Genomic DNA, 15,261 nt, shown 5'->3' on the forward strand with positions numbered 1-15,261 from the left:
TTTCAGTAGGACAATTCATAAATTGCCTCTACGGATATGTTGAAGAAACTTTAATATAATTTCTTTTGGTTTCTCATCAGACATAACAAAATTTGCTAATAGATTTAAATCTAAATTTGGTAAAAATTCACTTTTTGACATTGACTCATATTTATCATTACGCAGATAATATAATGAAAATTGATGATTCTGCCAAAACCAAACCTCTGGTACTCCTAAACCTTGATAAATAATTAAGTCATCAATTCCCCCACTTGTTACAACCACCTCAATAGCAAGATCGGGAATAGGTTTTTCAGAATCAAAACAATAACATTCATCTGGCTCTATTCCTCTGGCGGCTGTTTGTTTTCTAAAAGTAGTTGAGCCTAAAGGATAAAAATCAATCCCTATTTCTAAAAAATAAGCCTCTAGCAATAAAGCAATAATCTTTTTATTAAACTCATGACGACGGCTAGGAGACATTATTGATAAAGTACCTTCTAGATATTTCAAGCGATAATGAGAATTATTAGGAAACCCTTGTAACAGTGTCTCATATATATCCCAGCTAATTCCATTCATCAATAAAATTTGATCGGAATCAACATTATTTAATGCTGACTGACTCATTAATTGTTCTAGGCGGCTAAACTTTTCTAGTAAACCTAACATTATCTATCACTGCTCCAAAGTTTCTTTAATCTTAGGACTTACGCAAAATAATGAAAAAACGAACCGCAAAGGAATAAGAGTTTCAGAGAGTTATTGCGTAAGTCCTAAATCTCTGTCATGATTTCAGCTATATACCTATCTTTCTCTCAGAGAATGTTTGAAAAGTATTATATGAAACATCAAAGATTTAATCCCTTGACCCCTTTCTGCATTGGGATGCTCCCTTCAAAACCTCCTGGCCTTTCGGGGAGAGGTTTGGAGAGGGTTCATAGCATACTTAACGACTTTCCAAATATCCTCTAATATATCTATAGCAGACTTATCAGACGATAAATGTTTAAAATCCTGCTGATTCTAAATTGCCATTTACTGCGTCAAAAGGCTGTCAATGCGGACAAATAATTAGTCAATCAACAGTAGATCACTCCAGATTTTGCAGCCCGATCGCAATTTTACTATGCTTCTCAATTTGCTTCATCACTTGTTTGGCTCGTTGAATCACCACTGCTGGTAAACCTGCCAATCTTCCCGCCTCAATTCCGTAAGACTTATCAGCGCCTCCCGGTTGGACTTGGTGCAAAAAGATAATTTGGTCGGGTAATTCTTTTACTGTTACTTGATAATTAGCCACATTCGGGACAATGCTAGCTAGTTCATTCAATTCATGGTAGTGAGTAGCAAAAATTGTTCGCGCCCGAATATCCACTGCGATATATTCCGCCACCGCCCAAGCGATGGAAAGACCGTCAAAAGTTGCTGTTCCCCGGCCAATTTCATCTAACAATACTAGCGACCTAGATGTGGCATGGTTGAGAATATTCGCCGTTTCATTCATTTCCACCATGAAGGTAGATTGACCAGTTGCCAGATCGTCTACTGCCCCGACACGGGTGAAAATGCGATCGCATATTCCCAATCTAGCAAACCTAGCTGGGACAAAACTCCCAATCTGTGCCATTAACTGAATTAATCCCACCTGACGCAAATAACAACTTTTGCCACTGGCATTTGGCCCAGTCAGAATAATTAAATCAGGAGCAGGAGAGGGAAAACTCCTCTCCTGCTCCTCTGCGTCCTCTGCGCCTCTGCGGTTCGTTTCCTCTCTTCCCAATTGCGTAGAATTCGGTACAAAGAACCCCGCAGGTAAAGACTGTTCCACCACCGGATGACGGCCATCAACAATATTTATCTCCCTTTCTGGTAACATTTCTGGCCGACAGTAACCTTGATGCACCGCCAACTCAGCCAAACCACACAATACATCAGCCGCCGCCACAGCCCGAGACAGATTCCGAATTACTTCCGCCTCTTGCGCTACTTCTTCCCGCAAGGCTGTAAAAATCTCATATTCCAACTGATTTAAATCATCCCGTGCTGTGAGAATCCGGGCTTCTCGTTCCTTCAAATCTGGGGTAATGTAACGTTCCTCATTGGTGAGGGTTTGCTTGCGGATATAATTAGCGGGTACTTGGTCAGCTTTGGTGCGGGAAATACTGATATAATAACCAAAAGTTTTGTTAAATCCTACCTTCAGTGTTGATATTCCCGTCTTCGCTCTTTCATCAACTTCCAAGTTGGCAATCCATTGCTGGTCAAGTTCTACAGTTGCCTTCCTCTCATCCAATAGGGGATTTACACTAGGACGAATCAATCCGCCTTCTTTAATTAATATGGGTGGTGACTCCACAAGATGGGCGTGTAACTTTTGTGCCAATTCTTCCAACACACTTGGGACTTTTTGCAAAGCTTTGAGGAATGGCGATCGCGTCTCAGTTACTAAGTGGGATAATTCTGGTAAACGTGAGAGAGAATCTGCCAAAGCGACTAAATCTCTAGCATTAGCTGTACCAGAACCAGCCCTTCCCGTGAGGCGTTCTAGGTCATAAATTTGGCGTAACAACTGCCGCAAATCATGACGCAGGGGTGTATTTTCCATCAACTCTTGGATGGTATCAAGACGTGCCCGAATGCCCTTAATATCAAGTAGTGGTTGCAATAACCACCGCCGCAAAGCTCGTCCACCCATCGCTGTACTAGTTCTATCTAATGACCAGAGTAGGGAACCGTGAAAAGTCCCATCCCGGACGGTTTGGGTAATTTCCAGGTTACGCCGGGTTTGACTATCAACAATTAAGTAGTCAGTGACAGTGTAGCTACGAAGTCTTTGCAGGGGGACTGGGTTTTCTTTTTGGGTATCTTCCAGATATTCTAAAAGACCGCCAGCCGCACGAACGGCGAGGGGAAGATGGTCGCAACCAAGTCCTTCGAGCGATCGCACTTTAAATTTCTGCAATAATCTAGGTCTAGCTTCGCCTTGGGAAAAGGGAACTTGCGATCGCAAACTATAACAAAATGATGATGGTAAACACTCCGGTAGATGGGGCGAAGTTTCTCCCGGACGCAGCAAGCTACCCAAATCAGGCGCATTTGTGGGAAATAGCACCTCAGAAGGTTGCAAGCGCATTAATTCCTGTGTCAGATGTTCTAAATCACTACCTTGAGTTGTCAGGAATTCCCCTGTAGAGATGTCTGCATAAGCTAAACCCCAATGATTTGCGGCAATTACCACTGCTGCTAGGTAATTATTGCGACTGGATTTGAGCATTCCTTCTTCTAGCAAAGTGCCGGGGGTAAGAATGCGCGTTACTTCCCTCTTTACCAATCTGCCAGCAGCTTCGGAAGCATCTTCCACTTGGTCGCAAATTACCACCGCATAGCCTTTCTCTACTAGCATTGTGGTGTAGCGTTCCCAAGCGTGATGCGGAACACCAGACATCGCCACTCTTCCCTGTTCTCCAGCTTGCTTGCTAGTAAGAACTAATTCTAATTCTTGCGCTAGTTTGACGGCATCTTGGAAATAGCATTCAAAGAAATCTCCCACTCGATACAGCAACACCGCGTGAGGATACTTATCCTTCGTCTCGACATAGTGCAAGTACATTTGACTTAGCTTACTGCGATCCACCTGTTGATGGTCGGAAATAAAAGTACTTGCGTCGGGTTTGGTAGATGGAGTTTCAGAGTGAGAAGCGGTCATAGATGCTATTGAATTAGGCGCGGAAATTCCCCAATATCCAATGGTAGCGTGATGTTCGAGATGAATTGCGATCGCTCAAGGATATTTTACCTTTATCTGAAAAATGCTGCTGGGAGCAGAAATTAGTCATTTGTCATTTATCACAGTTATCCAAGAGTCGATTCGCTATAGTTAACAGTTACAGACAACCGCAAAAAGGAGTTGAAGAGATGGAAATTAAGCCAACTGACCCATCACTAGCACTCATGGATATTCCCCTGGCTATCTCAACATTATGGGTTACGTCGATCAGTCAGAAGTTAACGGTCCTGGTTGTCGTGCAGTTGTCTGGGTACAAGGTTGTCTTCGTGAGTGTCCTGGCTGCTTTAATACTAACTCCTGGTCATTTGAAGCTAACCAATTGATTGCTATTGATACCCTTGCCGAAAATATTCTCAACAATCGCCACAATACGGGTGTAACATTCTCTGGTGGAGAACCCTTTTGGCAAGCAACTGCATTGGCATCTTTAGCGCGTAAAGTAAAAGCTGCTGGGTTAAATGTAATGTCTTTTTCTGGGTTCACTCTCAAGCAACTACAGTCTCAATCTGCGCCCCCAGGTTCCCAAGAATTGTTAGAACAACTTGATATTCTAATTGACGGGCCTTTTGTCCAATCTCTGGCAATTAATTCTCCTAACTCTCCAGTTTCTTCTAGCAATCAACGGGTTCGGGTGTTAAATCCGGCTTTCCAAGACCAAATTACTTGGGCTAGCGACCAGATAGAAGTCCACATTCTCAAGGATGGTGGGCGCATTGTCACGGGCTATCAAGGTGGGCTGGAATTGACGGAATAATTCGTAATTTGTAACCAGAGTCATGGCAATACTACGTGGGTTTTGAAGATTTGTAAGTTGGGTTTAAGGTCGTGAAAACCAACAAAGCCTTGAAAATGTTGGGTTTCGTTCCTCAACCCAACCTACCCCGGAGTGCTTTTTAATCATTCTCTATTTCTCTTCTCTCTGTGTTCTCTGGACGGCAGTTGCTTCTCCTGTCGGAGACGCTGCGCGAACAAGTCGGGCATTGCCCGCCCAACGCACTGCCTCGCCTCCGTGGTTCGTTCATTTGGATAATTTATTTCCTGGAAATCCCTAGTAATTGCGAATTACGTTAGCGTAGCGGGGCGTAGCCCATTACGAATTACAAATTATGTCCCCAAGACCATTTAAGACAATTTTTACAGAACATCGGGTAATTTGGGCTGTTTTCCTTCTTAGTGCAGCACTGGTGGTAACGTTAGCACTATCGCTTTCTCAAGGGGCAGTACCCTTAAGTATGTCGGAATTTTGGCAAGCTATACTCCGCAAAGGCGATCCGGTTAAACAGACAATTCTTTGGGATTTACGTCTCCCGCGGATTACAGCTGCTCTCATTGTCGGCGCGGCTTTGGGAATGTCAGGAGCATTACTGCAAGGGATGTTACGCAATAGTCTTGCAGATCCATTTATTTTGGGCATTTCAGCAGGTGCTGGATTAATTGTGATTGTGATGATTGTGTGGCAAATATTCCCGATCGCAATTCCTCTAGCTGCGTGGATGGGAGCAATTTTAACTTCTGCGATCGTTATTTTACTCGGTCGCGCGGGGTCGGGAATTTCGGTTGAGCGGTTAATTTTAGGCGGAGTGGCGGTGAGTTCTTTATTTGGTGCTGTCCAAAGTACATTGTTGCTTTCAGCTGAAGACGGCCAAATTCAAATTGCCCTTAGTTGGCTAGTCGGTAGCCTGAATGGACGGGGTTGGCAAGAAATTTCGACGGCTGGCCCTTACATTATTGTTGCATTAATCGGGGGATGCTTACTGGCGCGATCGGTAAATGTGCTGGCTTTGGGCGATGATTTAGCTGTGGGTTTGGGCGTTTCGTTGATGCGATCGCGCCTGTTAATTGGCGGTGTCGCCACTCTCTTAGCCGCAGGTGCAGTCAGCATCGGTGGCTTGATTGGATTTATTGGTCTTGTTGTGCCTCACGGTGTCCGCCTCATCGTTGGTACAGATCATCGCTTTGTTTTACCACTTTCCGCTCTTGCAGGTGCATGCTTACTGACTTTTGCAGACTTACTTTCTAGATTAGGAGCAGTAGAACTACCAGTAGGTTCTGTCACTGCCTTACTGGGTTCACCGCTATTTATCTGGTTACTTTATCGTCGTTCTGCTGGGTTTAATAAATAGTAATTATCCAGAGATTATATAACGACAAGCTATAGCAATCCTATCTGATTTGTGAAAATTCACGGTGTCCAGATCCCCGACTTCTTTAAGAAGTCGGGGATCTAACTTTTCATTCACTTGCATTGATGCCAATTACCCCGACAACTATCAAGGCAATTGACGAAAGTTTAATCAATGTAGCAGATTCGCGAAACCAAATAATACCAACGATCGCAATTATGACAGTTCCCAATCCAGCCCAGACTGAATAAGCCACACTTACTTCAATTCTCTTGAGGGCAATGGTCAAACAACTCAAACAAAGTGCATAGAAAACAAATATTAAAATAGAAGGAACTAACTTAGTAAATCCTTGTGATAGCTTCATACAAGTTGTGCCTGAAACCTCAAAAAGGATTGCGGCGATGAGGTAAATCCAACTAATTGACATATTTTTTGTGAGCGCTTTGTTCGTAATACTTATTATCCCCATGAAAACAATAAAATACAATGGGGTTGCTTAATATTCTTGATTGAATAAATATTTTAAGTATGAGTAATCGAACTCCCAGACTTATTGATAAATCAAGTTTATATAGCAGTCCTAAATGAGTCGTGAAAAATATAAATAAGGAAACGAACCGCCAAGTACGCCAAGGACGCAAAGAGAAGAAAGGATATGTAATTTTCACAAATGATTTAGGATTGCTGTATTTAATTAATATTAGTTCGTACTCATATTATTGCTGTAGTATAGGAATCCGGTTTGATGTCTGAAAAGATCAGTAGGGTGTTATCGCGGAGAGTACGGCATCAAACCCTTGATAATGGTGCGTTACAAACTTTGTTCTAACACAACGCCAGTTGTTACAACGGAGGGAATCTCCCTTCGGGTTCACCAGTCGCCTAGGTTGAGAAACCCGCCTAGAGCGCTGGATTCACCGCAACCCACTGGCTCCCCTACAACACCTAATTTTGTTCAAGAATCAAATAGGAGTCCTGTATAATTATACATTTTTAGATTGCAAGTCTCTTTTGTCGAAATTACCGAATCTTCTTAATCCAGATTACCATACATTTAGAAAAGGGGTATTTCTGGTTCGGTAATCATCATCAATCAGGTGAAAACAACCGAATTTACACCACTTTTATTTTTAAATAGTATGAGAAGTAAGGAAATAAATCCTCAATTAGTTGGATAGCAAAGACACTGATTATTCGAGGTGGAAATATGACATTAGTACGTTGGAATCCCTGGCAAGAATTGAACACAATACAACGCCAAATAAATCGTTTATTTGATGAAGATACTTTGTCCTCTACATTCCTGGAGAGAGGCTTCTCTAGAGTTCCTGCTGCTGAGTTAAAAGAAACGGAAGATGCAATTCATCTCAAACTAGAACTTCCGGGAATTGAAACTAAAGACCTAGATTTGCAAGTTACAGACAATGCTGTATATCTCAGTGGTGAGCGGAAGTATGAAGCTAAATCTGAAGAGAAAGGTACGATCAAAAGCGAATTCCACTACGGAAAGTTTCAACGTGTGATCCCATTACCTGCTCGGATTCAAAATACGAATGTCACGGCAGATTATAAAGATGGCATTTTGAACCTGACGCTACCCAAAGCTGAAGAAGAAAAGAACAAAGTCGTTAAAGTTAATCTAGCATCATCTGGCTAATTTTCTCATATCTGCTAGCTGGTGATTAAACTAAATAAAAAGCGCTCCCCAAAAGGGAGCGCTTTTTACTGTGAATTACTTAGCCCATAAATCTTTCCTAGGAAAGTGCAAAATTTTAAATCTTCTAAAGTGTGTTATTGCCGAGAGTACGGTATCACATCAGATTTTAGGCGCGCTAGAACGAATGTTCTAATGCACCCGACAAAATTTGCTCTTTCTTAAATCTACCTTTCTCACTTAACCGTTAAGTGCATCTTCTTGATGGGTTTGGATTACACAGTTAGAAGTAGGCTTGGCAACGCAGGTAAGAACCCATCCTGCGTCTATTTGCTCGTCGTCTAAGAAGTTCTGATCCGATTGGTCAACAGTACCTGAAATCAGCTTCCCGGCGCAGGTTGAGCAAGAACCAGCATTACAGGAGTAAGGCAAGTCCATTTCATTTTCTTCGTTAGCGATCTCTAAAATGTAATCATCATCAGAAACTTCAATTGTTTTTTCTTCATCTGGAGTCTTTAATGTGACTTTATAAGTTGCCATGTAACAATCCCTAGTTAAATGTGAACTACATTGTTGATCCTACGGGTTTATGTGCTACTAGTCTAGAGTGAAATTTGGTTGACCAAAAGTAGTAAGAGTGGGGAGTAGGAAGTGGGGTTAGTGGGGCCAAAAGCTCTACACTGAAATCATTGAGAAAAAAATGTTGCGATCGCTTCAGCAAATCCCTCAAATGAACTATAATCTCTAGACACGATGGAGACATTTACACCCAAATTTTGTGCATTGGCAGTTGTATAAGGGCCAAAACATGCAACAATGCAACGTTCATAATCACTTGGTGAGTTAACCATTGTCAAAAAGCTTTCTACTTCCGCCGTACTACTAAAGGCAATAACATCAATTATTCCTTGATGTATCAAATTTAATTCAATCCCGTAGATACTTTTATCTAAACCCTGCGTGATATATGTGGGTACGCAAGTTACTTCTATATCTAATTTCTGCAAATCCGTAATCAAATTAGGTACGATATCAGGCTCAGGCAAACCTACAACTTGTGGGGTAGGGATCAGCACTTTTGTCTCGTGAATTTGCGGAAGTTTCGCTAATTCCGCCACAATTCCGGCAGGGCTAGATTCTGTAGGGATTAAATCTACTTTGCTACAAAAAGACAATAAGCTTTCTGCGTCTTTTCCTAATGCACATAATTTACATTTTTGCACTATAGATACAGGAATATTTAAATCATTGATTCGGTGAAAAAATGCAGTAATGCCATTTCTACTTGTGAAGATAATCCAATCAAACTCTGCTATATTCTTCAGAGCAGTATCTAACCTAGCGTAGTTGGATAAATAGCAGGTTTCGATAGTAGGCATGAAAATCGGAAAACCACCTTTTTTGATGATTTGTTCAGATAACCTATAAGCATAATTTCTCGGCGCTGTTACTAAAATTCTTTTGCCATATAGAGGTAATTCTCTAGATGGAGTGAGCAAGTTGATTTCTCTGGATTGGATGTACATTTGTTGATTTGTCATTCCATTGGTTGTGGTAAGCGTGATTAGCGGTATTTGGTGAAGTATAAGTGGTGTGAATATTGACCTCGTTACTGAATTTACAAAAGAAATCAGGTCTAGTGGTTGATTCAAAGCGATCGCTACATCGAGACACAAAAGGTTTTGAACAGCATAAAAAATCCAAGTAGCGAGAACTTGGATTTGTACACCGTTCGTGTCGCCCACCCAGATATAGGCTAAACCTAAAAGCCGTTTTGTGAGCAGGGCGATGGCTAAAAGCTTCCACTACCATCATGATTTTGCCAGCAAGTATTTTTTCTTGTTCTTTGAGTGCTTTGAACTTCCTTATTTCTGGAGAAAACCCAATACTAGGGAGAAACATTCAGGAGTACTGAGTGCTGAGTAACCAAGAGAGATAAATCTAGGGGATTGAAGTAAGGACGTATTAAATATGCGCTACGCATCTCGAAATAAATATTTATTTCTTTTTCCATAACTTTTAAGCAGTTGCTCTCCCTAGGGAACGCTGCGCGGACAGATCTTCTGAAATGAAGTGCGATTATTACTTTTTTTACTCTAAGCCGAGGAACTATTTCGGTGAATTCATGAAAAGCTTGCGTAGCATTGATATCAAGAAAACCAAAATTGATTAAACAACTACAAAGTTGCTGACACTTAGTGAAGATACACCATCTAATTGGGCAAATTTTACCTGAGTAAATCCACTATTGCTGCCATCTTGGTCGAAGTAAAGCGCCCCTGAGCTACTATCGAAAATAAATCGCTGATCTTTTGTTGTTGCAGTTGTACCGAGGGTAAACTGACTAGGAAGGATTGAACTTGGTAATAAACCGCCACCGAAACCCGTAGCAGACACTTGAATGTAGTCAATGGTACTGAAGTCGTAGATAGTATTAAGCCCTTGATTATAACTATTGAAAACAAAGGTATCCTGATTTGCACCACCAGTTAGGGAATCATTACCACCACCACCAATCAATACATCACTCCCATCACCACCAATTAAAACATCATTATCATTACCACCGTTGAGAGTATTATTACCGTCAGCACCAAAGGCGGATAGGTAATCATTACCATCGCCACCATTTAGCAAGTTATTCTTATATGAATTCTCAACAGTCAAGCGATCGCTACCTGTGCCACCATCGAGAGTATTAGTACCAAATGAAGAGTTAGCATTTAAGGTATCATTACCTGTACCGCCCTTCAAAGTGAAAAAGGTGTTATTGAAGTGGAAGCTAGCACCAGTAGCAGATAGATAATCATCTCCATCGCCACCATCTAGGATATTCGTACCAGATGAAGAGTCTGCATAAATGAGATCGTTACCTGCACCACCATTCAGTAAGCTACCACCATAGGTAGCGTAACCATTTAAGGTATCATTACCTGCACCACCATTCAGGGTATTACCCCTGCCAAAGTAGCCGGAGTAGCTAGTAGCAATGGATAAATAATCATTGCCATCGCCACCATCTAGTAGGCTCGTCCCCCCTGTAGCTTCTGCATATAACAAGTCATTACCTGTACCACCATAGACAATATTGTTATTACGTGAATTGTCGCTAATACGTAAGATGTCATTACCTGCACCGCCATTGAGGGTGTCATTGCCACCATTACCGCCACTGAGTATATCGTCGCCATTGCTGCCTACAATATTGTCGTCATAGCCCGTACCTTTGATCTCTAATCGTTCGATATTTTTGTAACGGACTTGATTTGTATCAGCAGTAATTAAACCTTGGTTAGTGGTAGGGTTGTATGTTGAGGTGATGCCAGCGATCGCATTACTATAGTCAATATACAAGTAATCATTACCTGTCCCGCCATCAACTGTTTGAGTTACCAAGGAATAGACAATGTTCTCTGGGCTACTAATATAGAAAGAATCGTCACCACTGTCACCATTGAGAGTGTTAGCACCTTGAACTTCATAGGCATACAACGTATCTGCTCCGTTTCCGCCTGAAACTATATTGCTGCCTTTCCATTGATAATTAATGTCAAGGGTGTCATTTCCATCACCTCCGTCGAGAACATTATTACCAGCAGACAAATTAGCTCCAATATAATCATTTCCAGTTCCACCCCGGAGGGTATTGTTTCCTACGGCGTAACGAGCAGAAAGACTATCATCCCCAGAACCACCATCTAAGATATTTTTTCCATAAGAAAAGGAAATATCTAAGGTATCGTTTCCACTTCCACCCTTGAGGGTGTTATTTCCAGTCGAGCTATAAACGTAAAGTTGATCGTTTCCCCCTCCACCATCTAAAAGGTTGTTTCCAGAGGAGTTGGCAGCATAAAAGGAATCATCACCTGTTTCTCCGTATAGACTATTATTACCCTCTTCTCCGTTTAAATAGTCATTCCCCTCACCACCATAAAGATAGTCATTACCTAAGCCTCCATAGAGGTTGTCATTCCCCTCACCACCATACAGATAGTCATCACCTAAGCCTCCATAGAGGTTGTCATTTCCCGCATATCCAATGATAGTATCATTCTCATTACCACCATATAGGAAATCAATGTAATTCTTGTTATCTGTCCCTTTAATAATTGCCATAAACGTGTCTCCCTTTAAATCAAAGTTTTATACAATTTTTAAGTTTTCAATTGGCATTTAGGCTATTGTTATGCACTAATGATTTGCCAAAGTTTTGCACATTGGCGGATTTTATGTAGCTATGAAGCAACACAAGTTTTGTGTGAAGATTGACCCTGTTGATGGGTTTAATGGTACTATCTTAATAGTTGCCTAACGTTTTTCAAGAATATCTATAGTCTTCCAAGCTGCACACCAATAACAGACATATTAGAGCAATAAATTATTTCAGGTTCTTAATTAATGCTCTTTTGAGTAAATGGCAATTTTGTAAAATATGTCAATCAATTAAGTCTGAATATTGATACCCCAAAACCTACACTTTGGTAAAAACAATACCAAATTATTAGGTTACACAATATTACCGTAAAGCGAATTAGTAATTACGCTTTTTTCAATGGTTCAATATATTTCAAACAGGCGGCTTATTTAAGCAGCATTGTACGAGGACAAGATATCAGCATTCAAGTTAGGTTTTGCTGTTATTTGAAGTAAATACATTGAGATATAACAGCGTCTTTAGCTTTTTTACCTCTTAACTAAAGGGAAGCTATCAGGCTTCAATTAATAGGTTATCACTCTGTCAGCAGAGAAGATTTTTTTGACACTAAACTTTACTTTCTTTTGCAAGCGATCGCAGGTTATATCGTTCAACGCACAGAACCTTTTATGAGTAATGTTTATTTACTAACATCTATCAAAAGAAATAAAAATTGTATTCCTTTAGTTAGAGCAAAAAAGCCTGAGTCGTAGATACTTTAATTAAAGTAGAACATGATTTAAGTGTCTGCTAAAAATTTGATACTTGTCGGTAATAGATAAATATGATTTCTCTGTGTTGTTTCATGTTTATATCTAGTTTAAGAAAAAGTAGAGGCTTATTTGTCTCGCCTTATAAAGTCAACAATGCAAACATCATCATTTAGTGGAGTTGCCATGTCTGAATTGCTGCAAGCAGTCTTAGATAGTGAAGAAAAAAGTGATTTGCGTTCTTTTGTGAGTGAATTACGCCAACAAGAAAAGAAGTACTTACTGCGGAATGACATACTTAATGTATATAGCGAGTATTGTTCAAAGTCACAGAAACCAGAGGCTTATTACACTTCCTCCGAATTAGGCAAACTGCTTTACTATACTCAAGAAATTATTCAGGAAGAATCTAACTTCTGTTTTATCATCCGTTCTAAGATTGCTAGCCAAGAAGTCTATTGGTTGACATCAGACTTGAGCATTGAGCCGATGACAGTGCAGGATTTGCTGGATTTGCGCGATCGCTTGGTGAATAAATTTCATCCTAACGACGGCGACCTGCTAGAATTGGACTTTGGGCCCTTTTATGATTACTCTCCGACGATTCGTGACCCCAAAAATATTGGTAAAGGAGTAGAGTTTCTCAACCGCTATCTTTCCAGCCAGCTATTTCAAGACTCCAAACAATTACTAGATAGCTTATTTAATTTCTTGCGTCTGCACCATTACAATGGTGTTCAACTGCTGATTAGCGATCGCATTCAATCACAGCAGCAACTTTCCGAGCAAGTTAAGAAAGCTATTGGTTCTGTAAATAATCGCCCCAATGATGAACCCTACGAACAATTCCGGTTTCAATTACAAACAATGGGTTTTGAACCAGGCTGGGGTAACACCGCAGGACGCGTCCGGGAAACTCTAAATCTTCTCGATGAATTAATTGATTCTCCCGATCCTCAAAGTCTTGCAGCCTTTATCTCTCGCGTCCCGATGATTTTTAAAATCGTCTTGGTATCAGCTCACGGTTGGTTTGGACAAGAGGGGGTTTTGGGTCGTCCCGATACAGGCGGTCAGGTAGTTTACGTCCTTGACCAGGCAAAAAGTTTAGAGAAGCAGCTACAAGAAGATGTTTTACTAGCTGGTTTAGAGGGATTGAATGTCGAGCCAAAGGTAATTATTCTCACTCGCTTGATTCCCAATAGTGATGGCACTCTGTGTAATCAACGATTGGAAAAAGTTTATGGTACTGAAAATGCTTGGATTTTACGAGTCCCTTTACGGGAATTTAATCCTAACATGACTCAAAACTGGATTTCCCGGTTTGAGTTCTGGCCTTATCTAGAAACTTTTGCCATTGACTCAGAAAGAGAACTACGGGCAGAATTTCACGGCACACCCGACTTAATAGTTGGCAATTATACTGATGGGAATTTAGTAGCATTCTTGCTGGCGCGGCGTTTGAAAGTTACCCAATGCAATGTTGCCCATGCCTTGGAAAAATCTAAATATTTATTCAGTAACCTCTACTGGCAAGAATTGGAAGATAAATATCATTTTTCATTGCAATTCACCGCCGATTTAATCGCAATGAATGCTGCCAATTTTGTGATTAGCAGCACCTACCAAGAAATTGTCGGTACACTGGATAGTGTGGGACAGTATGAGTCTTACAAGTGCTTCACCATGCCAGAGTTGTATCATGTAACAAATGGGATTGAATTATTTAGTCCCAAATTTAATGTTGTACCGCCTGGAGTCAACGAGAATAACTATTTCCCCTACACCCAGACTAAAGATCGAGTAGAGAGCGATCGCCAACGCCTTGCAGAAATACTCTTTACTCTAGAAGATCCCGCGCAAATATTTGGTAAACTCGACGAGCCTAACAAGCGTCCTCTCTTCTCAATGGCGCGTCTCGATCGCATCAAAAATCTCACAGGTTTAGCTGAATGCTTTGGTCAAAGTAAGGAATTACAGTCACACTGCAACTTAATTTTGGTGGCAGGTAAGTTACGTGTAGAAGAATCAGGCGACAACGAAGAACGGGACGAAATTATTAAACTCTACCAGATAATTGACCAGTACAATCTCCACGGGAAGATTCGTTGGTTGGGTGTACGCCTCACTAAAACTGATTCTGGCGAAATTTACCGAGTCATTGGCGATCGTCAAGGAATTTTTGTCCAACCAGCTTTATTTGAAGCTTTTGGTTTGACAATTTTAGAGGCGATGGTTTCAGGATTACCAACTTTTGCAACGCAGTTTGGTGGGCCACTGGAGATTATTCAAGATAAGGTGAATGGTTTTTATATTAACCCGACTAATTTAGAAGATACAGCCACAAAAATCGTAGACTTTATCAAAAGATGCGAACAAAATCCTAACTATTGGAATGAAATTTCCCAGCGAGGAATTGACCGGGTTTACAGCACCTATACTTGGAAAATTCACACGACCAAGCTGTTATCATTAGCACGGATTTATGGTTTTTGGAACTTTACCTCTAAGGAGAATCGGCAGGATTTGTTGCGCTATATAGAGGCTTTATTCTATTTAATTTACAAGCCAAGAGCGCAACAGCTATTAGAGCAGCATAAACACCGATAATAAGCTAGAAGGGATAAGCTGTTTTATATTTAACTCAATACGCTTGGGTTAAGAGTTTTTGATATGTAGAGACATTGCAATGCAACGTCTCTACAAAGGATTTCGGGCTTAACTAAACCGTATAGTAAGGATATCTAAATTACTCTGGACAAAAATCTTTATTTATGTATTAACGCAATAATAAGAATTTACTTTTT

9 protein-coding genes and 2 pseudogenes are annotated in these 15,261 nt (G+C 40.8%); 4 read left to right on the forward strand and 7 right to left on the reverse strand.

What is annotated here, in order from left to right:
• Nucleotides 1-15: 15 nt before the first annotated feature.
• Nucleotides 16-654, reverse strand: a complete 639-nt coding sequence (locus GTQ43_RS09640; protein WP_265272401.1) for a Uma2 family endonuclease — start codon at nt 652-654, stop codon at nt 16-18.
• 421 nt (nt 655-1,075) lie between these two features.
• A complete protein-coding gene (gene mutS, locus GTQ43_RS09645) occupies nt 1,076-3,691 on the reverse strand; it encodes a DNA mismatch repair protein MutS (protein WP_265272402.1) in 2,616 nt (871 codons plus the stop codon).
• 209 nt (nt 3,692-3,900) lie between these two features.
• On the opposite strand from mutS, the pseudogene GTQ43_RS09650 reads away from it, so the two are divergent.
• Both GTQ43_RS09650 and GTQ43_RS09655 read left to right on the forward strand, forming a co-directional pair.
• A pseudogene (locus GTQ43_RS09650) lies at nt 3,901-4,526 on the forward strand (4Fe-4S single cluster domain-containing protein).
• 352 nt (nt 4,527-4,878) lie between these two features.
• Nucleotides 4,879-5,895 carry a FecCD family ABC transporter permease gene (locus GTQ43_RS09655; protein ID WP_265272403.1) on the forward strand — a complete coding sequence of 339 codons (1,017 nt, stop codon included), beginning with the start codon at nt 4,879-4,881 and terminating at the stop codon, nt 5,893-5,895.
• Nucleotides 5,896-6,004: 109 nt separating this feature from the next.
• Here GTQ43_RS09655 and GTQ43_RS09660 read toward each other — a convergent pair whose 3' ends face one another.
• A complete protein-coding gene (locus GTQ43_RS09660) occupies nt 6,005-6,325 on the reverse strand; it encodes a multidrug efflux SMR transporter (RefSeq protein WP_321162441.1) in 321 nt (106 codons plus the stop codon).
• A 780-nt stretch (nt 6,326-7,105) separates the two neighbouring features.
• Here GTQ43_RS09660 and GTQ43_RS09665 point away from each other — a divergent pair.
• On the forward strand, nt 7,106-7,555 hold the full coding sequence (locus GTQ43_RS09665; protein WP_265272404.1) for an Hsp20/alpha crystallin family protein: 450 nt from the start codon (nt 7,106-7,108) through the stop codon (nt 7,553-7,555).
• A 237-nt stretch (nt 7,556-7,792) separates the two neighbouring features.
• On the opposite strand, the gene GTQ43_RS09670 is transcribed toward GTQ43_RS09665, so the two are convergent.
• The 4 genes and pseudogenes from GTQ43_RS09670 to GTQ43_RS09685 form a co-directional block, all read right to left on the reverse strand.
• On the reverse strand, nt 7,793-8,092 hold the full coding sequence (locus GTQ43_RS09670; RefSeq protein WP_265272405.1) for a ferredoxin: 300 nt from the start codon (nt 8,090-8,092) through the stop codon (nt 7,793-7,795).
• A 146-nt stretch (nt 8,093-8,238) separates the two neighbouring features.
• Nucleotides 8,239-9,093 (reverse strand): uroporphyrinogen-III synthase, encoded by an 855-nt coding sequence (locus GTQ43_RS09675; protein WP_265272406.1) that lies wholly within the window; start codon nt 9,091-9,093, stop codon nt 8,239-8,241.
• An 84-nt stretch (nt 9,094-9,177) separates the two neighbouring features.
• Nucleotides 9,178-9,339: pseudogene (locus GTQ43_RS09680) on the reverse strand (IS4 family transposase); the annotation flags it as partial.
• Between the two features lie 382 nt (nt 9,340-9,721).
• Nucleotides 9,722-11,668 carry a calcium-binding protein gene (locus GTQ43_RS09685; RefSeq protein ID WP_265272407.1) on the reverse strand — a complete coding sequence of 649 codons (1,947 nt, stop codon included), beginning with the start codon at nt 11,666-11,668 and terminating at the stop codon, nt 9,722-9,724.
• Between the two features lie 975 nt (nt 11,669-12,643).
• Between GTQ43_RS09685 and GTQ43_RS09690 the strand changes: the two genes are divergently transcribed.
• Nucleotides 12,644-15,064, forward strand: coding sequence for a sucrose synthase (locus GTQ43_RS09690; RefSeq protein ID WP_265273719.1), 2,421 nt, complete (start codon nt 12,644-12,646; stop codon nt 15,062-15,064).
• Nucleotides 15,065-15,261 lie beyond the last annotated feature (197 nt).

The sequence above is a fragment of the Nostoc sp. KVJ3 genome (assembly GCF_026127265.1).
Classification (GTDB): Bacteria; Cyanobacteriota; Cyanobacteriia; order Cyanobacteriales; family Nostocaceae; genus Nostoc.

Bases quoted from the DNA above. Each gene is read 5' to 3' on its own strand.
- GTQ43_RS09640 (WP_265272401.1), bottom strand. From the start codon at position 654: ATGTTAGGTTTACTAGAAAAGTTTAGCCGCCTAGAACAATTAATGAGT.
- mutS (WP_265272402.1), bottom strand. From the start codon at position 3,691: ATGACCGCTTCTCACTCTGAAACTCCATCTACCAAACCCGACGCAAGT.
- GTQ43_RS09655 (WP_265272403.1), top strand. From the start codon at position 4,879: ATGTCCCCAAGACCATTTAAGACAATTTTTACAGAACATCGGGTAATT.
- GTQ43_RS09660 (WP_321162441.1), bottom strand. From the start codon at position 6,325: ATGTCAATTAGTTGGATTTACCTCATCGCCGCAATCCTTTTTGAGGTT.
- GTQ43_RS09665 (WP_265272404.1), top strand. From the start codon at position 7,106: ATGACATTAGTACGTTGGAATCCCTGGCAAGAATTGAACACAATACAA.
- GTQ43_RS09670 (WP_265272405.1), bottom strand. From the start codon at position 8,092: ATGGCAACTTATAAAGTCACATTAAAGACTCCAGATGAAGAAAAAACA.
- GTQ43_RS09675 (WP_265272406.1), bottom strand. From the start codon at position 9,093: ATGACAAATCAACAAATGTACATCCAATCCAGAGAAATCAACTTGCTC.
- GTQ43_RS09685 (WP_265272407.1), bottom strand. From the start codon at position 11,668: ATGGCAATTATTAAAGGGACAGATAACAAGAATTACATTGATTTCCTA.
- GTQ43_RS09690 (WP_265273719.1), top strand. From the start codon at position 12,644: ATGTCTGAATTGCTGCAAGCAGTCTTAGATAGTGAAGAAAAAAGTGAT.